Source organism: uncultured Devosia sp. (assembly GCF_964244875.1).
Lineage (GTDB): Bacteria > Pseudomonadota > Alphaproteobacteria > Rhizobiales > Devosiaceae > Devosia.
The window spans coordinates 69,811-90,224 of sequence record NZ_CAXTKA010000007.1; the positions used below are offsets into that span (position 1 = coordinate 69,811).

Genomic DNA, 20,414 nt, shown 5'->3' on the forward strand with positions numbered 1-20,414 from the left:
CCGGTTTCGGGCGTTGACAGCGACTTTACGGCAATGATAGTTCAAGGCAATAATACTAATTATTGCGGTGGGAGAGGAGCGTGAGCTTCGAGGACATCAAGGCCGCGATCGGGGCCGGGCTCCTGTCGTTTCCGGTAACCGACTTCGATGCCGATGGCGAGTTCGACCGGCAGTCCTATGCCCGGCGGCTGCAATGGCTATCCTCGTTTGCGGCGGCGGGACTGTTTGCCGCCGGCGGCACCGGCGAGTTCTTTTCGATCGGTTATGACGAATATGACGACGTAATCCGCACCGCCGTCGCCAACAGCGCGCCCAACGTGCCGGTGCTGGCCGGCGTAGGCTACGGCACCCGCATCGCCGTCGACCTGGCCCGACGGGCCGAAAAAGCCGGCGCCTCTGGCATTCTGGTGCTGCCCCACTACCTGATGTTTGCCGAACAGGAGGGCATCGTCGCCCATATGAAGGCGATCTGCGATGCCGTGGGGATCGGAGTGATCTATTATGCACGCGACAACACGCGACTGACCCCCGATTCCCTGGAAAGACTGGCCGACGCCTGCCCCAACCTGATCGGCTACAAGGACGGCATGGGCGATTTGAAATTGATGATCAGCATCGCCAGCCGGATCGGCGACCGCATGGTCCATATCGGCGGCTTGCCCACGGCGGAAATCTTCGCCCAGCCCTATCTGGAAATGGGCGTCACCACCTATTCCTCGGCCGTCTTCAACTTCGTGCCCGAACTGGCGCTGCGCTTCTACCAGGCCGTCCGCGGGCGTGACACGACGACCATCAACGCCCTGCTCAAAAGCTTTTACCTACCCCTGGTCGAACTGCGCGATCGCCGCCGCGGCTATGCCGTGGCCATGATCAAGGCGGGCGCCGAGCTGGTTGGACGGCCTGCCGGCAAAGTGCGCAGCCCGCTGGTCGAGCTCAACGACAGCGAGCGCCAGACCCTGGCAGCCCTGATCGCGGCCCATAGCTGAAGGCTCTCAAGGAAAACCCGCGGATCGCGCTGCGGGATTTTTCGTCGCGAAGGCGCCGGTTCTAAGCTCCGTACGGGTCCCAGCCATTGGCCTGGAACAGGCCGATAATATAGCCAAAGGCAAATGCGAAAGCGGTCTCGAACGGGGCCTCGCCATCGATGTCGGGCACATGGTCGGGCATGATCATGCAATCGACGCCAACCTCTTTGTAGATGCGCAAACTATCGGCCATGTCCATATCGCCATTGTCCGGCAGCACTTCGGTAAAGGAATAGCGGCCACCTTTGATATTGCGGAAATGCACGTTGAAGATTTTCTTGCGGCTGCCGAACCAGCGAATGATAGCGCCAATCTCGTCGCGCGGATTGTCCAGGCTTTCGGCGATCGTGCCCTGGCAGAAGTTCAGACCATGATAAGGGCTTTCAGCGATCGACACGAAGGTCTTGAGCCCTTCGGCATCGCCAAGCACCCGATCGACGCCGCGATAGCCGGGCCGCGTCAGCGGATCGTGTGGATGACAGGCCAGCCGCACTTTGTTAGCTTCGGCAACCGGCACGACGCGCTCGAGGAAATAGGTGATCCGCTCCCAGGACTCATCAGCATCGACCAGGCCGGCCCGCGTCAACACCGTGTCATCGCTGGTCTGGTCATGCCGGAAGGTCGACAGCAGGGCCCCGCCCCGGCCACGCTCGGAGGCGGTGCGCGGAATGCCCAGGATGTTCAGATTGTATTTTACGCTCGCAACGCCCAGGCCGCTCAAAGTCTCGATCAGGGTGCAGATGCCATCGATCTGCTGGCCACGCTCGGGATCCTGCCCCAGCATGATCGCTGGCGCCTCGCTCCTGTCGACACCCGATGACGGCAGGGGCAATTGCACCATGTCGAGCACCAGGCCGGCCTTGTCGATCCGCTCGATATGGCGGGCCAGCACCTCGCGCGTCCAGCCATAGGCACTGCCGGCGGGATCGATGCACACATGCCTGACACCCAGTTGGGCAAGCTGGCGCAAATAGCGATCCCCCACTTCCGCGAATTTGTCGCCGCCGAGTTGAGTGCCGACATACATCGCGATCCGCCCTGTTTTATGATTTCTCCAAAGTTGTATGAAAGATTTTGCCATGCTACAAGAAGGTGCGTTGGAATCCGGCCGATTTGGTGTCGCATGGACACCCATTGTGCTAGCATTGCGTTAGCGCCGACAGGCGCATATCGGTGACTAGGGGAACCACAGGCGTGAGGCGGTCGAGCGGGCATGGTTGAAGCACAAGCAATGCGCCTGACCGATCGCGTCAAGCAGGACCTGGTCCAGTTGATCGACCGCACCAATCTCAAGATCGGCGATAAGCTGCCGACGGCCGATCGGTTGTGCGAGCAGTTCTCGGTCAGCCGCACCGTCGTGCGCGAGGCCATCGCCGGGCTCAAGGCCGACGGACGGTTGCGCTCGCTGCGCGGCAGTGGCGTTTACGTCAGCGAACCCGCAAGAGCCGGCGGCTCCATGTTCATGGAAGCGCCGCAGGACATCGGGGACGTGCTCGATTTCATCGAATTTCGCATGAGCGTGGAGATCGAGGCGGCGGGGCTGGCCGCCGAGCGGCGGACCGAAACCAATTTGCTGCGCATGGAACAGGCGATGAGCCAGTTTGCGCGTCACCTGCAGGACAATTCCCTGGCGACTGACGCCGACCGGGCCTTTCATCGGGCCGTCGCCGATGCGACCAACAATGCGCGCTTCCGCCTGTTCGTCGACGAAATGGGCGAACGGCTGATCCCGCGCCGGGCGCTGGGCGCCAGCTTCGCCGACCAGCAGGACAAGGCCGAGTTCCTGGACAATATCCAGCGCGAGCATCGCCGCATTTTCGAGGCGATCAACGAGCGCCAAGCCGATGCGGCACGTGCCGCCATGCGCCAGCACCTCGAGGGCGGGCGGCGGCGCTATCGCGAATGGAGCCTGCTGCACGACACACCGCACGGCTGAGCAAGCGCCATGGCCCCGCCCGAGATTGACATCGTCGTTGCCGAACGGTTCGGAGTGGGCGAAAGCCCGGTTTGGGACGCCGAAGGGGAGCGCCTGCTCTGGTGCGACATTCCCGCCGGCGTCATTCATGCGTTGCATATTCCGAGCGGCGCGCGCACCCGATGGGCCTTTGGCGAGGCGGTGGCCAGCTTCGGGCTGGCCGATGGGAACCGGCTCGTCGTGGCGCTGTGCCGCAACATCGTGCTGTTCGATTCCCTAGCCGGCACGCGCCGGATCGTCGCCAGCATCGATCATGCCAAGCCCGGCATGCGGCTGAACGACGGCAAGGTCGGCCCCGACGGGGCCTTCTGGGTCGGCAGCATGGATACCAGTGGCGAGGGGAAGCCCAGCGCCCGCCTCTATCGCATCGCGCCGGACGGGGCCGTGCGCACCATCGCCGACAACATCGCCATCTCCAATGGCCTGGCCTGGAATGCGGCCGGCACCAGGCTCTACCATTCGGACTCGCGGGGCGACATCTGGCTCGACACCTGGGATTTCAGCCCCGCCACCGGCGAGGCGCACAACCGCCGCCGGCTACGCCAGCACGACGAGGCCAATGGCCGCTTCGATGGCGGCGCCTGCGACATGGCGGGCGCCTACTGGTCGGCCGCACCGTCGGCAAGTCGCATCAACCGTTTTTCGGCGGAGGGCGAATTGCTCGACTTCGTTCCGGTGCCGCTGCGCAATCCCACAATGGCGTGCTTTGGCGGCCCGGACCTGCGAACCCTTTACGTCACCAGCCTTGATTCGGGCGATAAGAGCCCCGGACGCGACGGCATCGTCAGCTTTCGCGTCACGACGCCGGGCGTTCCGGTCAACCGGTTCGGCGCCATCGCCTAGCCGGTGCGTGTGCCGGCCTAGTCGAAAAAGCCGGCATCTTCCTCCTTGAGATAGGGCTTGGCGGCCTTGGCATCGATATCGAGGCCCAGGCCCGGCGCTTCGAGCAGATCGACCATGGAATCCGTGACGATCTCATCGGGCAGGCCGATGACGATATCTTCCCACCAGGGATCGGATGCACTGGGATATTCAAAGGCGATGTAATTGGACGGCAGCGTGGCGCAGACATTGATCAGCGCCCCCAGGCCCAGAAGGCCATTGGCGGTGCCATGGGGCGCCATCATGATCGAATGCATATAGGCGTGTTCGGCGACCCATTTCAGCTCGGCGATGCCCCCGATATCGGCGGGATCGGGACCGATGACGCGCACCGCCTGGGTTTCGATCAGTTCCTTGAAATTGTGCCGCAGGTAAATCTGCTCGCCGGTATGGATGGGCGTCGTCGTCGACAGCGTCAGTTCGCGATAGGCCTGCGGGTTGACCCAGGGCACGTAGTCGCCGGTCAGCATGTCCTCGAGCCACATCAGGTTGTATTTTTCCACCGCATTGGCGAAGCGAATCGCGTCGGGCAGGAACCAGCCCGGCCCGCAATCGAGCGCCAGCGACACTTTGTCGCCCAGCACTTCCTTCATGGCGATGACGCAATCGAGCATGTGGTTGAAGCCATGCTCGGAGATCTGCCCCTGGTCCATGGCGCCATGGTAGCCGGCCTTGGTCTGGCGCGGGCCATAGTGGAAATCGTCGATGTTGTCCTTCATGTTGGAATGAAAGCTGATGCCCTGCTTGACCATGAAGAAGTTCTGCTTCTGCTCCATCATCCATTTGACGTCGGCGGCATAGTCCTCGGGCCGGTCGCCGGTGCGCTTCTGGCGGATCGAGCCGTTATAGACGCGCACCTGGTCGCGCACCTTGCCGCCGAGCAGCTTGTAGACCGGCACATTGGCGGCCTTGCCGGCAATGTCCCACAGCGCATGTTCGATGGCGCTGACCGCGGCGCCATAAGGCTTGAAGCTGCCGCGCTGGCGGATCTTGATCATCACCCGCTCGACATCGGTGGGGTCTTCCCCGATCAAGGCCTCGCGGAAATGCAGCACCCAGGGCTTGAGATAGGGCTTGGTATATTCCACCTCGCCCAGGCCATAAATGCCCTCATCGGTGACGATGCGCACGATGGGATGCCGGCCGATGACGGCGCAGCGCAGGTCGGTGATTTTCATGGTGGTCCCCCTATTTGACCGACGAAAAGGCCGTCGGCGCCAGCAATTGATTGGTGACATTGGCGACGATCTGCCCATCGCGCTCGGAGGCGTCACGCGCGGTGTGCCAGTCCGGGTCGGTCGTGAACGCCGTCCATTTGGCCTGCCGCTCGGCAAGCGATTCCCAGGCCAGGAAATAGGTCAGGCGCTGGTTGCTGTCCCCGACCACGGTCGTGAAAAACCCGGCCTGGCGAATGCCGTGCCGCTCCCATAGTCCCAGCGTGTGATCGGTGAACCGCTGCAGCAAAGCCGGCAACCGGCCGGGAAGGCAATCGTAGATGCGCAATTCGTAGATCATGGTTCCTCCAGAACCTTCTTCCTTCACCTCGCCCCTTCGGGGAGAGGTCGGCGCGCAAGCGCCGGGTGAGGGGGTCTTTTCTTGATGGTGTGAGGAGGAAGGCCCCCTCACCCGCCTCTTCGGGTCGACCTCTCCCCAAAGGGGCGAGGTAAAAGATCAGCTCCAGGTGCGGTCCCAGGAATAATCCTGATCCCATTGATCGGTAGGCTGCCAGATGCCCGTGACGCCGTCCTGCAGGTGCTGGCTGATGACCTCGTCGACGACGTCGTCGATGCCCAGCCCCGGCTTGTCCGGCACGGTGATGAAGCCGTTCTTGACCAGCGGCTTGGGCAGGCCGGTGACGATATCGTCCCACCAGTCCACCTCGACGCTGTGATATTCGAGCGCCATGAAGTTTTCCGTAGCCACCGCGACATGGGCGGCAGCCATCGCCGCGATCGGGCTTTCGGCCATGTGGATGGCCATGGCGATGCCGTGCTCCTGGGCGGCGTCGCCGATCTTCTTGGTTTCGAGTATGCCCCCCGACGTCAGAACGTCCGGGTGGATGACCGATATGCCCGATTTGAGCAGCGGCTCGAACCCCTCGCGCAGATAGATGTCCTCGCCCGTGCAGATCGGCACCGTGGTGGCTTCCTGCAACTGCCGGTACTGCTCGGTATATTGCCAGGGGATTACGTCCTCGAGCCAGGCGGGCACGTATTTCTCGATCCGCCGCGCCAGGCGAATGCCGTTCTGCAACGAGATATGGCCGACATGATCGATCGCCAGCGGGATCTCGTAGCCGATGACCTCGCGGACCTCGGCAATGTACTGCTCGAGCAGGTCTAGGCCCTTGTCGGTGAAATGCAGGCCGCTGAAGGGATGGCGGACATTGTGCGTGTCATAGACCGCATTGCGTAGGCGCCGATCCTCCATGCTCTTGACCGGACCGCGACCGGGATGGATGCGATAGCCCTCGAGCGAGCCGGCCGGGGCCACCACCGCGCCGGGAACATCGGCAATCTGCATCAGGCCCAGGTCCATCTTGAGGAAGGTGAACCCCATGTCCATCCGCTCCTTCAGGCGCTTGCCGGTTTCGGTGCCGCTGGGCTTGTCCGCGTCGGTGTCGCAGTAAACCCGCACCTTGTCGCGGAACCGGCCGCCCAGCATCTGGTAGATCGGCACGCCATAGGCCTTGCCCGCCAGGTCCCACAGCGCAATCTCGATAGCCGAGACACCCCCGCCCTGCCGGCCATGGCCGCCGAACTGCTTGATGCGGCGGAACAGGCGGTCGATGTCGCAGGGATTTTCTCCCAGGAGGCGGCTCTTGAGCATCAGCGCATAGGTGGCGCTGGCGCCGTCGCGCACTTCGCCCAGGCCCACAAGGCCCTGGTTGGTATAGATCTTGACCAACGCCGAAATGAACGGCGCGCCCACGATTTCGGCGACGCGGATATCGGTGATCCGCAGATCGCTCGGCCGCGAGCTGGTGCGGATATTGGCCTCGATGGTGTCGCCGGCGCTGGGCTCGCTCAATCCTTTGGTCATCAATGTCCTCCTCATAAAATGCTAAGCCGGGCGCTTGCGAGGCCCGTTTCTTTTGGCCACGCCCATTTGTTCGATGATGTGGCGCCCCGACCCTTCGACATGTTTGGCAACGACGGCGGCGGCGCGGTCGGCGTCCTGCGCGCGGATGGCCTCGATCAGTTCGCGATGCTCGCGCAGCACCGCCACCCGGCGGCTGAGCGAGGTGGGAAAGCGCCGGCTGATGGCGCGCAGGATTTCGCGGTGCTTCCACCACAGTTCGGCAGCGTGCCGATTGTAGTGGCGATCGTAGATCAGCTGGTGAAAACGGGTATCGAGCGCGCCGTGCTTGGCGCCGTCGGCGAAGTTCAGCGCTTCGATGTCGGCCTGCGCCGCCTCGAGTTCGGCGATGTCGCCATCGTTGACGATGGTCACGAACCAGCGCGTCAGCGCCGGCTCGATCAGCACCTCGATCTCGATGATGTCGCGCACGAAGGCCTCATCGATCGGCCGCACCCGCGCGCCGCGATTGGGCTCCATCAGCACGAACCCCTCGCCGCGCAATTGCTGCAGCGCCTCGCGGACGGGATTGGTGGAGGTACCATACCGCTCGGCGAGATCAGCGATCTTGAGGCGTTCGTTGGATTCAAGGCGCGCCGCGATAATGTCCTCGCGGATCATCTCATATACCGATGCCGGCGAATCAAGACCCTCCTCGGGTGCTCCGGCGCTGACGGCGATCTGGCTCATAGTGTCTGTTTATGACCATTTTTTGGGCAAGCCAAGCCTGTTTGCACGTGAACGGACGAAAATAATGTACGATCTATGCAATGTTGACAGACAAAGATTAGTCTGGAACTGTCGACGTTCAACCGGCAGACATGGGCGCAAAGCCCGGCTCCGGCGAAAAGCAGCGCAAGCTGGATGGAAAGCCTGGTTCGGCCGAGGGGGCCGCATGGGCGTCCGCACGTGGAGGAGGAACTCTCAATGACAAACGCGCACGGCCGCAAGCAGCGGTCTGGCTTGCCCACACGCCGGCAGGTCATGAACTACGCCCTGGCCGTCCTGACGACGGCATCGGTGATCTCGAGCACCGTTTACGCCCAAAGCGTTGACCTCAGCAAATGGTCGCCTGACTATGTGAAGTCCATTGCCGGCACCAAGGACTTCGATGCCGCCAAGGATTGCGGCGCGGTCGTGCCCAACGACTATACGGGTACGGTCAGCTACTGGTATACCGGCCCGTTCGAGGCCGATCCGCAAATCGCGCACGATCAGGACAAGGCCTTCTGGGACGCGTTCCACGCGGCCTACCCCAACATCCAGACCGACGTGCAGTCGATCACCTATAACGAACTGCTCGACAAGTTCCGCACGGCCCTGCTCGGCAACTCGGCCCCGATGGTCATCCGGCTGCAGATACTCGGCGGCGTCGAATTCGCCGCCAAAGGCTATCTGAACCCCGTCAAACCGGAAGACTACGGCTTCACCGCCGCCGACTTCTGGCCCGGTGCTCTCAAGTCGGTGACCTACGACAACACGCTCTATGGCCTGCCGACCAACAACGAGACCATGGCCTTCATCTGGAATGCCAAGGTGTTTAAGGATGCCGGGCTCGACCCCGAAGCGGCGCCCAAAACCTGGGACGACGTGGTCGCCTATTCCAAGCAGATCCACGACAAGCTCGGCATTTCCGGTTATGGCCTCGTGGCCAAGCAGAACGCGGGCAATACGCCGTTCCGCTTCATGCCACAGCTTTGGGCCTATGGTGGCGGCTCGCTTGACGAAGCCACCGCAGACCCGACCTACAAGTCGGTCGAGATAAACAATGCCGGCTCCAAGGCCGCCTTGCAGGCCGCGTACCAGATGTACGCCATCGACAAGTCGGTACCGGTTTCGGCCCTCACCAATACCCAGGCAGAAAACCAGGCGCCGTTCATCGCCGGCCAACTTGGCATGATGATCGCCCACCCGGCTGAATACGCCAAGATGCTGGACCTCGCCAGCAAGGCGACCGGCGCAGACAAGTCCGTTGCCGACGACGTCGTCGCCAACATGCGCTATGGCCTGATGCCGACGGGTCCGGACGGCAAGCGCGCCGTGGTGTTCGGAGGCTCCAACATCCACGTGGTGAAGCCGGAATTCGTTGATGGCGGCAAAGTGGACGAGCAGGCCGTCAAGGCGCTGATTTGCATGTGGGACAGCCCGGAATGGTCGACCAAGCTGGCCTGGGTCGGTTCCAACCCCGGCAACATCAACGGCTTCCTGACCTCCGCGATGAAGGAGCGCCTGGATACCATCAAGTTCCTGGACGTGACCACCTCGATGCTGCCCAACGGCATCCCGTTCCCGGTCCTGGCGGAATCGCCGGAGATCATGAACATCGTCGTTCCGGACATGCTGCAAAACGCCCTCACCGGCAACATGACGGTCGACGAGGCGACGGAAGACGCCGCCAAGAAGATCGAGACCATCATCGGTGGTGGTGGCGGAGGAATCTAAGCCGAAGTCCACCAGGCTCAAGGCCGGCGGCCGTCTCGTCGCCGGTCTCTTCCGTCATAGCCAAAGGTAGTGCCACCGTGAGCAGCGTACAGGAACGAGCGATCTTCCGGGATGTTCCTGAACCCGCGCCCAAGCGGGCCAGCCTTGGCGAGCGCCTGTACACCAGCCGTTTCGACTATCTCTATGTCGCGCCAGCATTGCTGGTCATGCTGATCGTGATCGCCTATCCGGTCTATTACACGATCGAACTCAGCTTCTACAAAACGCCCGCCAGCCTGTCGCTGGCCGACAAGACCTTCACCGGTTTCGATAACTACACCACAGTCCTGACGAGCGCGATTTTCTGGAAGGTCACCTGGCAGACGATCGTCTGGACCGTGCTGTCAACGCTCTTCTCGTTCCTCCTCGGCCTGGGCGCCGCCCTGGCGCTGCACCGGGCGTTTATCGGCCGAGCTCTGCTGCGCGGCCTGCTGCTGATCCCGTGGGTGGTGAGCGCGGTGGCCGCTTCCTATGTGTGGAAGTGGCTCTACCATTCCGATTTCGGCGCCATCGGCGCGCTACTCAACCAGATGGGCCTCGCCAGGGGGCCGGTTAACTTCATCGACAATTCCACCACCTCGCTCTACGCGCTGATCGTCGTCAACGTGTGGAAGGAGTTCTCCTTCGCCATGATCATGTTGATGGCCGGCCTGCAAACCGTGCCTGAATCGCTGTTGCGGGCGGCGCAGGTAGATGGCGCGTCGGCCTGGCAGCGGTTCTGGCACGTAACTTTGCCGCAGTTGCAGGGCGTGTCGACAGTGACGGTGCTGTTGCTGGTGGTGCAAAACTTCAACTCGTTCATCATCCCCTTCATCATGACGGGCGGCGGGCCGGTGGGCTCGACGCAGATCTGGATAACCCACATCTATGAACTGGCCTTCCTGCGCCAGAACTGGGGCGTCGGCGCAGCCTATGCGGTGCTGCTGTTCCTCATCATGATGGTACTGGGCTATTTCTATGTCCGTGCCCTGACCCGCGGCGACGACACGAGGGCCGGCGCATGACCGCAACCACAGAAAACGCCGTGCGGCGGGGAAACCAAATCGACTGGTGGCGCTGGTCCGGACGGCTGTTCCTCATGCTTCTGCTGGGTTTCACCGTGATGCCGATGGTCTGGATGATCATAACCTCGCTCAAGACCGGCTTTGCAGCGATGCAGTACCCACCACAATGGTGGCCGGCCGAGCCGACGCTGGCAAACTACACCCGGCTGCTCGACCCGTCGGGCCGCATCGGGCAGGACTTCCTGCACTATTTCTGGAACAGCCTCTGGGTTTCGACCATCACAACGATCCTCGCGGTGGTGGTGGCAGTGCCGGCGGCCTACGCGTTCTCGCGCTTCCGTTTCCCGGGGCGCAATTTCCTGTTCTTTGCGGTGCTGCTGCGCAACATGTTCCCCGCGGTGGTGTTCCTCGTGCCGCTCTTCATCCTGATGAAGGCGCTAGGTCTCGTGAATACGCATGGCTCTCTGATCCTGACCTACCTGACCTTCGGGCTGCCGCTGGCGATCTGGCTGCTCAAGGGCTTTTACGACAACATCCCGATCCAGCTGGAACAGGCGGCGCGCATCGACGGGGCGACGCGGTTCCAGGCCTTCTTCTTTATCGTGATGCCGCTCTCGACGCCCGGCATCATCGCCACCTCGATCTACAGCTTCATCGGGGCCTGGAACGAATACATCTACGCCTATACCTTCCTCACCAAGCAGTCGCAGATGACCTTGCCGGTCGGCATCCAGCGCTTCTTTTCGGAAAATGCGACAGACTGGCCGGGCCTGATGGCGGCCACCTTCATCATGAGTGTGCCGGTCGTCGTGCTGTTCCTCGTGCTGCAGAAATACTTCGTGCGTGCCCTCACCGAAGGCGCCGTCAAACATTAGGAGCCGAAGATGGCCGGGATTGTCCTTGAGCACGTCATGAAGACTTACGGCAACATGTACGCCGTCAACGATGTCAGCTTTACCGTCGAGGATGGCGAATTCGTCGCCCTGGTCGGTCCATCCGGCTGCGGCAAGACCACGACGCTCAACCTGATCGCGGGCCTTTTACCCATGAGCGGCGGCGATATTTCCATCGGCGATCGTATCGTCAACGATCTCGATCCCAAGGATCGCGACATTGCCATGGTGTTCCAGAACTACGCGCTCTACCCCAATAAAAGCGTCTTCAACAACCTGGCTTTCCCCCTCCAGATGCGCAAGCTCGGCAAGGAGGAGATCAACCGCAAGGTGCAGGACGCCGCAAGGCTGCTCGACATCACCCATCTGCTCGAGCGCAAGCCGCGCGAACTCTCGGGGGGCCAGCAGCAGCGCGTCGCCTTGGGCCGAGCCCTGGTGCGCGATCCCGCCGTATTCCTGATGGACGAGCCGCTGTCCAACCTCGATGCCAAGCTGCGGGTGCAGATGCGCAGCGAAATCAAGCGTTTTCACCACAACCTCAACGCCACCGTGGTCTATGTCACCCACGACCAGCTCGAAGCGGTCACCATGGCCGACAAGATGGCGGTGATGAACGGCGGCTACCTGCAGCAATACGATACGCCCGCCAATGTCTTTGCCAACCCGATCAACACTTTCGTCGCCAGCTTCGTCGGTAGCCCGGCGATGAGCCTGATCCCGCTCGAAATCTCGGGCACTGCGCTGAAAAGCCCCGAGGGCTGGGACCTGCCACTGTCGCCCGCCAATGTGCGCAAGACGGCCGCCTCAACCACCAAGGACGTCGTGCTCGGCGCCCGCCATTCGACGCTCAAACTGCACAAATCCGCCCGGCCCGGCTCGGTGCCGGGCAAGGTCTATACGGTGGAGCCCACCGGCGACGTCACCTTCGCCCAGGTGTTCGTCAACGGCGCCGTGGTCAATATCAGCCTTGAGCCCAGCGTCGTGATCGCGCCGGACGAGCAGGTTTGGATCGAGTTCGACCAGGAGCGCCTGCATCTGTTCGATGCCGCGACGACGATGGCATTGCAGGCGGCATGAGGAAGAATCTTGTGGGCGTTCAAAAGCGACCGGACACCGGATCACCTCGCCCCTCAGGGGAGAGAGCCCGCCCCGGACTTGATCCGGGGTCGGCGGGTCAGCGCCGGGCGAGGGGTGCGATGCTACAATGAAGCGCAATATATCAGGATCGCACCCCTCACCCGTCGGCTGCGCCTCCCCCTCTCCCCTGAGGGGCGAGGGACGGATCGAGCCGGGCTTTCCGTTTCCGAGCACAAGATAAACCCATGAAAATCACTGCCATCATCCCCTACCCCACCTGGGTCGGCATCCGGAATCAGTTGCTCGTCAAGGTCGAGACCGACGAGGGCATTTACGGCTGGGGCGAAAGCGGCCTGTCGGGCCGCGAGCGCGCGGTCATCGGTGCTATCGAGCATTATCGCGAATTCCTTATCGGCCGCGATCCCATGGCGATCGGGGCACTCTGGCAGGAGATGTATCGCAGCCAGTATTTCGAGGGCGGGCGCGTGCTGACGGCCGCCATCTCCGCCATCGACATCGCCCTGCACGATATCAAGGGCAAGGCGCTGGGCGTTCCGGTCTATCAATTGCTGGGCGGCAAGCAGCGCAGTCACATTCCCACTTTCGCGACCACCAGGGGGCCATGTGGTCCCGCCATGATCGAACAGGCCAGGGAGCTGATCGCGCTGGGCTGGACCGCGATGCGCCTCAACCCGGCCGACCATGAAAGCCGTGGCATCTACGAGCCGCGCCAGAGCATCGGCGAAACCGCCAGATGGTGCGTCAAGGCGCGCGAGGAACTCGGCGACACCGTGGTGCTCGGCATCGATTATCACCATCGCCTGTCGGTGGCGGAAGCTGCCAGCTTCTGCCAGAAAATGCCGTCCGGCACGCTGGATTTCCTCGAAGAGCCCATCCGCGACGAAACGCCCGAAGCCTACCAAGCCCTGCGCCGGATGACCGACGTGCCCTTCGCCATCGGCGAGGAATTCGCCAGCAAGTGGCAGTTCCTGCCCTACATCGAGCGCGACATCCACCAGTTCAACCGCATCGATGTGTGCAATGCCGGCGGCCTGACCGAGGCCATGAAGATCGCCGGCTGGAGCGAGGCGCACTATGTCGACGTGATGCCGCACAATCCGCTGGGTCCGATCTGCACCGCGGCGACCGTGCATTTCGGCGCCGCCGTTGCCAACTTTTCCTGGCTTGAAACCCGCGCCTCGCCGGGCGAAAAACATCACGGCTTCGATGACGCCGACATCTTCACCACCCAACCCGTTCTCAACGGCGCGGTTTACGAGGTCAGCGAACTGCCCGGCCTCGGCGTCGAGGTGAACGAGGACTTGATCAAGCGCCAAAGCTTCAAGTTTTGGGAAGCCCCTCATCTGCGCCGCACCGACGGCTCGGTAACCAATTGGTAGCAACGATTTTCAGGACCCTGCAATGACCGAAATTGCCCAGATTACCCGCCCCTCCGCCGACCTCGTTGCCCGCGTGCAGGCCGTTGGCGCCGCCAGCGCCAGCGCCACGCTCGCCCATATGGGCATCCGCAATTGCCACATCACCGGCCCGGTGAGCTTCAACAAGGGCAAGTCCATCGCCGGCCCGGCGCTGACGCTGCAATTCATGCCCAAGCGCGAGGACCTTTACGGCGAAGGCGAATATGCCAGCGTCGAAAAGCAGTTGCATCGGCACGTGCTGTACCAGGTGGAAAAGGGCGACGTGGTGGTGGTCGATGCGCGCGGCGATATCACCGCCGGCGTGTTCGGGGACATGATGATGACCTATTTCCGTGGTCGCGGCGGCGCCGGCATGGTGGTCGACGGGGCCATCCGCGACTTCGTCAACGTGCAAAAGCTCGACGTGCCGCTGTGGCTGACCGCAGTGACGCCCAATTTCCACACCCAGACCGGGCTGATGCCCTTTGCCGTCAACGTGCCGATCGCCTGCGGCGGCGTCACGGTCATTCCGGGCGACATCATCGTGGCCGACGACGATGGCGCCGTCTGCGTGCCGATTGCGCTGGCCGAAAAGATGATCGAGAACGCCACCCAGCAGCACGACTGGGAAGATTTCTCGCGCATGAAGCTGATGCAGGGCGCGCCGCTGCAGATGTATTATCCCCTGCACGACGATGCTCGTCCCGAATATGAGGAATGGCGCAAGTCCAACCCCATCAAGCACGACTAACGGCCTGACGGCGCTGGCAATCGCTGCACCTTTCACGATTGCCAGCGGCCGATTTCGTCTATCCAGTGCGCCAGACCAGCAATGCACGAGATGATGATGGCCGATTCCATTGCCCCCGAACCGCAGGCGCCCTCGACGGCGCTGGTGACGATTGTCGGGGTGGCCGCGGGTGCGCTGGTCGCCAACCTTTATTATGCCCAACCCCTGATCGCCTCGATCGGCCCCGAACTGGGCATCGGGCTCGATGTCGCCGGCTCGGTGGTCAGCGTCACCCAGATCGGCTACGGCATCGGGCTGTTCTTCCTCGTCTCGCTGGCCGATATCGTCGAGAGCCGCCGCCTCGTGCTCATCAGCCTGGGCCTGACCTGCCTGGGGCTGATCGGCGCGGCGACGTCGAGCGCCGCCGCCCCGTTTTTCATTGCCTCCTTCATCATCGGCATCTGCTCGACCGGCGCCCAGGTGCTGCTGCCCTTTATTGCCCAACTGATCCCCGAGGCGCGCCGCGGCCGCATGGTGGGCAATGTCATGGCCGGCTTGCTGGGCGGCATCATGCTGGCGCGGCCGGTGGCCCTGTTCGTCTCGGCCAGCTTCGGCTGGCGCGCGGTGTTCTGGCTGTCGGCCGCCCTGATGCTGGTCATCGGCGCCGCGCTGTTTGCCATGATGCCCAAGAACCGGCCGGTCGGGGGCACCACCTATCCGCGCATCATCGGCTCGATGCTGGGCCTGCTCAAAAGCCTGCCCATGCTGCGCCGCCGCGCTGCCTACCAGGCGCTGATGTTCGGCGCGTTCAACCTGTTCTGGACCGCGGCCCCGCTTATGCTGGCAGATCGTTTTGGCTTGGGCGAACAACAGATCGGCCTGTTTGCGCTGGCCGGCGCCGGCGGCGCGCTGGCGGCCCCCGTCGCCGGACGCCTGGCCGATCGCGGCCATAGCCGCATCGCCACCATTGCCGCCATGCTGTTGCTGGCCCTGTCGTTCCTCGGCACGATCTGGGCGCTCGCCTCGGCGATCCTGGCCGGGCTGGTCCTGCTTGCGGTCTTGATCGACGCCGCCGTCCAAGGCAACCAGGTGGTCAGCCAACGCATGATCTTTTCCGTCTCGCCCGAAATCCGTGGCCGCACCAATGCCCTTTACATGACCATCACCTTCATGGGGGGTGCCATCGGCTCCTTCCTGGGCACACTGACCTATCACGGTGGCGGCTGGACCGCGACGGCGGGCACCGGCGCGCTGGCCGGGCTCGTGGCCCTGCTGCTATTCGCCGTCGAGAGCCGGTCGCGCTGATTATGGCTCCGGAACGGCTTATTAGGTAATTTCCCTTACGCTGCCGACGTCCCAGCGGCGTGGCCCTGCCACCCGAGCCCGAGAGCGCGACGTGAGTGCAGTCCAAGACGCCCAGACGATCAACCTGTCCGAGGTGGTGGGCGCGCTCAGCTTTGCGCTCGACATCACCGAAGGCCAGCCCGTCGGCCATTCCCTGCGCTGCTGCTGGATCGGCATGCATATCGGCATGCAGATGCGGCTATCGCCGGCCGAACTGTCGGACCTCTATTATACGCTTTTGCTCAAGGATATCGGCTGCAGTTCCAACGCTGCGCGCATCTGCAAGCTGTACCTGACCGACGATCTCGATTTCAAACGCGGCTTCAAGAGCGTCGATGACAGCCTGCCGCAAATCCTGCGCTTCGTTCTGGCCAATACCGGCACGCGGTCGGGATTGGCCGACCGCTTCAGGGCCATGATCAACATCGCCCGCAATGGCGGCGAAATCGCGCGCGAACTGATCGAAACGCGCTGCCAGCGCGGCGCCGACATTGCGCGGCAAATGCGGTTCTCGGCGCAAGTGCAGCGCGGCATTCTCGACCTGGACGAACATTGGAGCGGCAAGGGCCAGCCCCTGGGACTGATCGGCGAGACCATTTCGCTTTACGCCCGCATCGCGCTATTGGCGCAGGTGATCGATATCTTTCACACCCAGGCGGGCCGCTCCGCCGCCATTGCCGAAATCAAGCTGCGCACCGGCATCTGGTTCGATCCCCATCTGGTCGCCATGTTCGAGGCAACCAGCCAAAAGCCCGGCTTCTGGTCGACGCTGCACGCGCCAACGCTCTCGGCCGCGGTGGTTGCGCTTGAGCCTGCGGCCCTCGCGCGTCATGTCGATGAAGATTATCTTGACGACATCGCAGCCGGTTTCGCCCAGGTCATCGACGCCAAAAGCCCGTTCACCAGCGGGCATAGCGATCGGGTGGCTCTGTTTTCCGACATGATCGCCGAAGGGCTGGGGGTTACCCCGCAACGCCGGCGCTGGCTCAAGCGCGCGGCGCTGCTGCACGATATCGGCAAGCTGGGCGTTTCCAACAGCGTGCTGGACAAGCCCGGCCCGCTGGACGTCGACGAATGGGCTGCCGTCAAGCAGCACCCGGCAATGGGCGAAGCCATTTTGTCGCGCATCGCCGTATTTCGGGACATGGCGACCATCGCCGGCACCCACCACGAACGCCTTGACGGCAAAGGCTATCCGCGTGGCATCGCCGGCATGGCGCTGGGGCTGGAAACCCGAATCGTCACCACAGCCGACATTTTCGACGCCCTCACCGCCGATCGTCCCTATCGCGGCCCGATGCCGGTATCCAAGGCATTGGAAATCATGGAGGAAGGCCGGGGTCTTTCCCTCGATCCCGCCTGTCTGGACGCCCTCAAGCGCGGCATCGTGCTGCTGGAACACGTTGCGGCGTAAACGGCCGAGCAAACCGGGCTAAGGCGTCGGCGCATCGGCGCGCAGCAGGCCTAGCCCTTTGAGGTCCGCCCACAGCGCATCGGGGATGGGATGGCGCATGGCCGCGATATTGCGTTCGATCTGGACCGGCTGGAACGCGCCGGGAATGACCGAGGCGACCTGTGGGTGATGCAGCGGGAACTGCAGCGCGGCCGCAGCCAGCGGCACGCCGTGGCTTGCGCATACTGCCGCAATGCGACTTACATGCTCGGCTTCCGCAGGGGACGGCTCGTGGTAATTGTAGCGGGCGCCCGGCACGACTCCGGTCGCCAAGATCCCCGAGGCGAAAACGCCACCGATGACAATGCCGATGCCGCGCGCCTGGCACAGCGGGAATTCCACATCCAGCACCGGCTGTTCGGCCAGCGTATAGGGCAATGCCACGAGGAAAAAATCGAGATCGAGCAGGCCGAGGAACCGCTCGATCGTGCCGACGCGATTGACGCCTGCCCCGATAGCGCCGATCAGCCCATGGGCCTTGAGTTCGGTCAGGGCGCGCATGCCGCCGGTCGCCAACTGTGTCAGATGCGCCGCCAACAGGGCTTCGGACCCCATATTGGCCAGATCCAGATCATGAATTAGCAGCATGTCGATCCGGTTCATCCCCAGGCGTTGCAGGCTGTCCTCATAGGAACGCATCACTCCGCCATAGGAATAATCGTAATGGTGCTCGAACTTGAGGCCCTCGGGCCAGAACCGCTCGGTCCGGGCGAACGCCTCGGGATCGGCAGGTGCGGTCAAGATACGGCCCACCTTGGTGGAAAGGCGCAGTGAAGCGCGCGGCTGGTTGAGCAGGAAACTGCCCATGCGCCGTTCGCTGAGGCCCCGCCCATACCAGGGCGAAGTATCGTAGTAGCGCACCCCCTGCGCCCAGGCGGCCGCCATCGTCGCCTCTGCCTCGGCATCGCCCACCGCGGCGAATAGATTGCCGAGCGGCGCGCCGCCAAAGCCCAGTTGCGGCAATGTCAGGGCGGTCCGGCCAAGCGGCCTCTGGCTGAACGGGTCCATTTTATGCGGCGCTGGTGCCGAACGGGATCGCAACCGGCACGATCTTGGCCAGCAATTGCTCGATTTCGCCTGCCGTCACCGGATCGAGCGCCGTGGTCGGGCTACGCACGAACGCCGTGCGGATGACGCCGCGCCGCACCAACAGCTGCTTGTGCAGGAGATAAAAGATGTCCCCGCCCTGATTGCCGAGCCGGTTGATCGCCATGATGGTGCTGTCGAAGCGCTGTCGTGCCTCGGCCTCGTCGCCGCGCTGGTAGGCATCCCAGACCGCGACGAAATCGGCCGGCTGGCTGCAGAACGGCATCGTGCCCAGGGCGCCGCGGCGCATTTCCTCGATGAAATAGCTGCCGCCGGCACCGCCGAAGATCGTGAGCCTGTCGCCGGCGACTGCGGCCATGGCCGCGACCTTGCTGGTGACCGGCAGCGTTTCCACCTTGATATACTTGACGTTGCGGCACGCCTCGATGATGCGTATCGCCAGACCCGGCGGCACCGGCCCTTGCGGCACGTCCTGCAGGATCAGCGGAATACCCACGGCCCGATCGATCGCCAGGTAGTAATCAAAGATTTCCTCGGCACTGACCGGCATGAACGAGGGCGGGATCACCATCAGCGCATCGGCACCCGCCGCCTCGGCGGCGCGGGAATAGTGGATGGCCAGGTCCGTGCCGGCTGCGCCGGTATTGATGACGATGGGCACGCGCCCGGCAGCGGCGCGGATGACGCAGGCCGTAACCTGCGCCCGTTCGGCCTCGTTGAACTTGAAGATTTCGCTGCCCAGCGCCACGCCGAGCCCATGCACGCCGGCGTCGATATTGAAGTCGACCAGGTTGGCAAGGCTCTCCTCATCGATCCGCCCATCCTCATGGAACGGGGTGACGAGAATGGGGATGACGCCATGAAGCATTGGAAGGGGCATGCGATCTCTCGAAGCTGGATGGGACGGATGTCAGTCGGCGTGGAACATTTCCTCGAGCGGCTCCTGCCAGGGCGAGAAATCGGCATTGGTTTCCATGTAGGGCGCCATCATCTCCCACCATTTCCACACGATGGCATCAATCGGGGCGCCTGGCATGGGTGGCTTCTCGAGTTCCTGATAGGCGAACAGCAGCAGGCCATAGCGATAAATGGAGAAGTTGCTTGTGCCACTGCGCGCCATCAGGTCGAGCATTTCGGGCCAGATTTCGTCATGCTTGCGCTTATAGATCGCCTCATTGCCCGGCTTGAGCTTCATCACCCATGCATGCCGCATCACTTCCCCCCTAAGCCATGACCGGTTGGGCCAGCAGCGGCCAGGCGCCAAGATAGCCGATGCGCCGGCTGACCGCGCCGCAGGCCTCGTTCAGCAATGCTACCTTGGGCAGGATGTCGGCGCCGGGTGTCTTCACAGAAGGACCGGTAATGCTCATCGAGCCGGCCGGATGACCATTGCGATCCAGGATCGGCACCGAAACGCAATAGACGCCGATCACCACTTCCTGGTCGTCGATCGAATAGCCGCGCGCCTTGATGCGCACCAGTTCGGCCTTGAGCACATCAAGGTCGGTCATGGTCTTGGGCGTCAGCGCCACCAGGGGATGTTCTAACACCCTGGCCTGCTCGTCCGCCGACATATAGGCCAGCATCGCCTTGCCGGCTCCCCCGCAATGCAGGGGGCCGCGCGCACCGATCCGCATATCGAGCTGCATGCCTTCATTGCCGCGAACCTTGTCGATGCACACCCCGTAGCGGCCGCTCAAGGCATTAAGATTGACGGTCTCGCCCGTTGCCTGCGCGATTCTTTCGGCATAGGGCCGGGCGAGCCGCGGCAGTTCGATGCGCTCGAGCTGACTGCCGGTGATTTCGAGCAGCCGGAACGACAACTCCCATTCGCCATCAGGCGTGCGCTCGGCAATGCCTTCTTCCTCGAGGTCGAGCAGCAGCCGGTGGACCGAGCCGAGCGGCAGCGCCAGTTGGGCGGCAATGGCACGCACCCCCAGCGGGCTCTTGCGCGCCAGAAGGTCCATTACCTGTACCGATCGCTTGATGCTCGACATGAAAGCTCGA

At 63.1% G+C, this 20,414-nt stretch carries 20 protein-coding genes; 11 read left to right on the plus strand and 9 right to left on the minus strand.

Annotated elements, in window-relative coordinates:
- Nucleotides 1-80 precede the first annotated feature (80 nt).
- Nucleotides 81-986 (plus strand): 5-dehydro-4-deoxyglucarate dehydratase, encoded by a 906-nt coding sequence (gene kdgD / locus ACFE8X_RS10060; protein WP_375451332.1) that lies wholly within the window; start codon nucleotides 81-83, stop codon nucleotides 984-986.
- Nucleotides 987-1,047: 61 nt separating this feature from the next.
- Here the strand turns inward: kdgD and ACFE8X_RS10065 are convergent, their stop codons facing one another.
- Nucleotides 1,048-2,052, minus strand: coding sequence for a mannonate dehydratase (locus ACFE8X_RS10065; RefSeq protein WP_375451333.1), 1,005 nt, complete (start codon nucleotides 2,050-2,052; stop codon nucleotides 1,048-1,050).
- Between the two features lie 186 nt (nucleotides 2,053-2,238).
- On the opposite strand from ACFE8X_RS10065, the gene ACFE8X_RS10070 reads away from it, so the two are divergent.
- Nucleotides 2,239-2,961, plus strand: a complete 723-nt coding sequence (locus tag ACFE8X_RS10070) for a FadR/GntR family transcriptional regulator (protein ID WP_375451334.1) — start codon at nucleotides 2,239-2,241, stop codon at nucleotides 2,959-2,961.
- 9 nt (nucleotides 2,962-2,970) lie between these two features.
- The gene (locus ACFE8X_RS10075; protein ID WP_375451335.1) at nucleotides 2,971-3,843 is read left to right on the plus strand and encodes an SMP-30/gluconolactonase/LRE family protein; all 873 of its coding nucleotides are present in this window, start codon (nucleotides 2,971-2,973) and stop codon (nucleotides 3,841-3,843) included.
- A gap of 17 nt (nucleotides 3,844-3,860) precedes the next feature.
- Here ACFE8X_RS10075 and ACFE8X_RS10080 read toward each other — a convergent pair whose 3' ends face one another.
- The 4 genes from ACFE8X_RS10080 to ACFE8X_RS10095 all read right to left on the minus strand — a co-directional run bounded on the left by ACFE8X_RS10080 (nucleotide 3,861) and on the right by ACFE8X_RS10095 (nucleotide 7,650).
- The gene (locus ACFE8X_RS10080) at nucleotides 3,861-5,060 is read right to left on the minus strand and encodes a mandelate racemase/muconate lactonizing enzyme family protein (protein ID WP_375451336.1); all 1,200 of its coding nucleotides are present in this window, start codon (nucleotides 5,058-5,060) and stop codon (nucleotides 3,861-3,863) included.
- Between the two features lie 10 nt (nucleotides 5,061-5,070).
- The gene (locus ACFE8X_RS10085) at nucleotides 5,071-5,397 is read right to left on the minus strand and encodes an NIPSNAP family protein (protein ID WP_375451337.1); all 327 of its coding nucleotides are present in this window, start codon (nucleotides 5,395-5,397) and stop codon (nucleotides 5,071-5,073) included.
- A 156-nt stretch (nucleotides 5,398-5,553) separates the two neighbouring features.
- On the minus strand, nucleotides 5,554-6,924 hold the full coding sequence (locus ACFE8X_RS10090) for a mandelate racemase/muconate lactonizing enzyme family protein (protein WP_375451338.1): 1,371 nt from the start codon (nucleotides 6,922-6,924) through the stop codon (nucleotides 5,554-5,556).
- 21 nt (nucleotides 6,925-6,945) lie between these two features.
- Complete coding sequence (locus ACFE8X_RS10095; RefSeq protein WP_375451339.1) at nucleotides 6,946-7,650, minus strand: GntR family transcriptional regulator; 705 nt, start codon at nucleotides 7,648-7,650, stop codon at nucleotides 6,946-6,948.
- Nucleotides 7,651-7,887: 237 nt separating this feature from the next.
- Between ACFE8X_RS10095 and ACFE8X_RS10100 the strand changes: the two genes are divergently transcribed.
- The 8 genes from ACFE8X_RS10100 (at nucleotide 7,888) to ACFE8X_RS10135 (ending at nucleotide 17,321) form a co-directional block, all read left to right on the plus strand.
- Nucleotides 7,888-9,402, plus strand: coding sequence for an ABC transporter substrate-binding protein (locus tag ACFE8X_RS10100; protein WP_375451340.1), 1,515 nt, complete (start codon nucleotides 7,888-7,890; stop codon nucleotides 9,400-9,402).
- Nucleotides 9,403-9,557: 155 nt separating this feature from the next.
- Nucleotides 9,558-10,445, plus strand: a complete 888-nt coding sequence (locus ACFE8X_RS10105; protein ID WP_375451445.1) for a carbohydrate ABC transporter permease — start codon at nucleotides 9,558-9,560, stop codon at nucleotides 10,443-10,445.
- A complete protein-coding gene (locus ACFE8X_RS10110; protein ID WP_375451341.1) occupies nucleotides 10,442-11,320 on the plus strand; it encodes a carbohydrate ABC transporter permease in 879 nt (292 codons plus the stop codon). Before ACFE8X_RS10105 ends, ACFE8X_RS10110 begins: the two co-directional genes overlap by 4 nt.
- Before the next feature lie 9 nt (nucleotides 11,321-11,329).
- Nucleotides 11,330-12,415: an ABC transporter ATP-binding protein gene (locus ACFE8X_RS10115; RefSeq protein ID WP_375451342.1), complete on the plus strand. Its 1,086-nt coding sequence runs from the start codon at nucleotides 11,330-11,332 to the stop codon at nucleotides 12,413-12,415.
- Between the two features lie 245 nt (nucleotides 12,416-12,660).
- Nucleotides 12,661-13,815 carry a mandelate racemase/muconate lactonizing enzyme family protein gene (locus tag ACFE8X_RS10120; protein ID WP_375451343.1) on the plus strand — a complete coding sequence of 385 codons (1,155 nt, stop codon included), beginning with the start codon at nucleotides 12,661-12,663 and terminating at the stop codon, nucleotides 13,813-13,815.
- 22 nt (nucleotides 13,816-13,837) lie between these two features.
- The gene (locus ACFE8X_RS10125; protein WP_375451344.1) at nucleotides 13,838-14,584 is read left to right on the plus strand and encodes a ribonuclease activity regulator RraA; all 747 of its coding nucleotides are present in this window, start codon (nucleotides 13,838-13,840) and stop codon (nucleotides 14,582-14,584) included.
- Between the two features lie 81 nt (nucleotides 14,585-14,665).
- Nucleotides 14,666-15,868: an MFS transporter gene (locus tag ACFE8X_RS10130; protein WP_375451345.1), complete on the plus strand. Its 1,203-nt coding sequence runs from the start codon at nucleotides 14,666-14,668 to the stop codon at nucleotides 15,866-15,868.
- A gap of 91 nt (nucleotides 15,869-15,959) precedes the next feature.
- Nucleotides 15,960-17,321 (plus strand): HD-GYP domain-containing protein, encoded by a 1,362-nt coding sequence (locus ACFE8X_RS10135; protein ID WP_375451346.1) that lies wholly within the window; start codon nucleotides 15,960-15,962, stop codon nucleotides 17,319-17,321.
- Between the two features lie 18 nt (nucleotides 17,322-17,339).
- Here ACFE8X_RS10135 and ACFE8X_RS10140 read toward each other — a convergent pair whose 3' ends face one another.
- Genes ACFE8X_RS10140 through ACFE8X_RS10155 form a run of 4 tightly spaced genes read right to left on the minus strand, consistent with a single transcriptional unit; the run spans nucleotide 17,340 to nucleotide 20,404 of the window.
- Complete coding sequence (locus tag ACFE8X_RS10140) at nucleotides 17,340-18,368, minus strand: aldo/keto reductase (protein WP_375451347.1); 1,029 nt, start codon at nucleotides 18,366-18,368, stop codon at nucleotides 17,340-17,342.
- A 1-nt stretch (nucleotide 18,369) separates the two neighbouring features.
- Nucleotides 18,370-19,287 carry a dihydrodipicolinate synthase family protein gene (locus ACFE8X_RS10145; RefSeq protein ID WP_375451348.1) on the minus strand — a complete coding sequence of 306 codons (918 nt, stop codon included), beginning with the start codon at nucleotides 19,285-19,287 and terminating at the stop codon, nucleotides 18,370-18,372.
- A 30-nt stretch (nucleotides 19,288-19,317) separates the two neighbouring features.
- Complete coding sequence (locus ACFE8X_RS10150) at nucleotides 19,318-19,620, minus strand: L-rhamnose mutarotase (RefSeq protein WP_375451349.1); 303 nt, start codon at nucleotides 19,618-19,620, stop codon at nucleotides 19,318-19,320.
- Nucleotides 19,621-19,630: 10 nt separating this feature from the next.
- Entirely contained in the window at nucleotides 19,631-20,404 is a 774-nt protein-coding gene (locus ACFE8X_RS10155; RefSeq protein ID WP_375451350.1) for an IclR family transcriptional regulator, read from the minus strand.
- Between the last annotated feature and the right edge of the window lie 10 nt (nucleotides 20,405-20,414).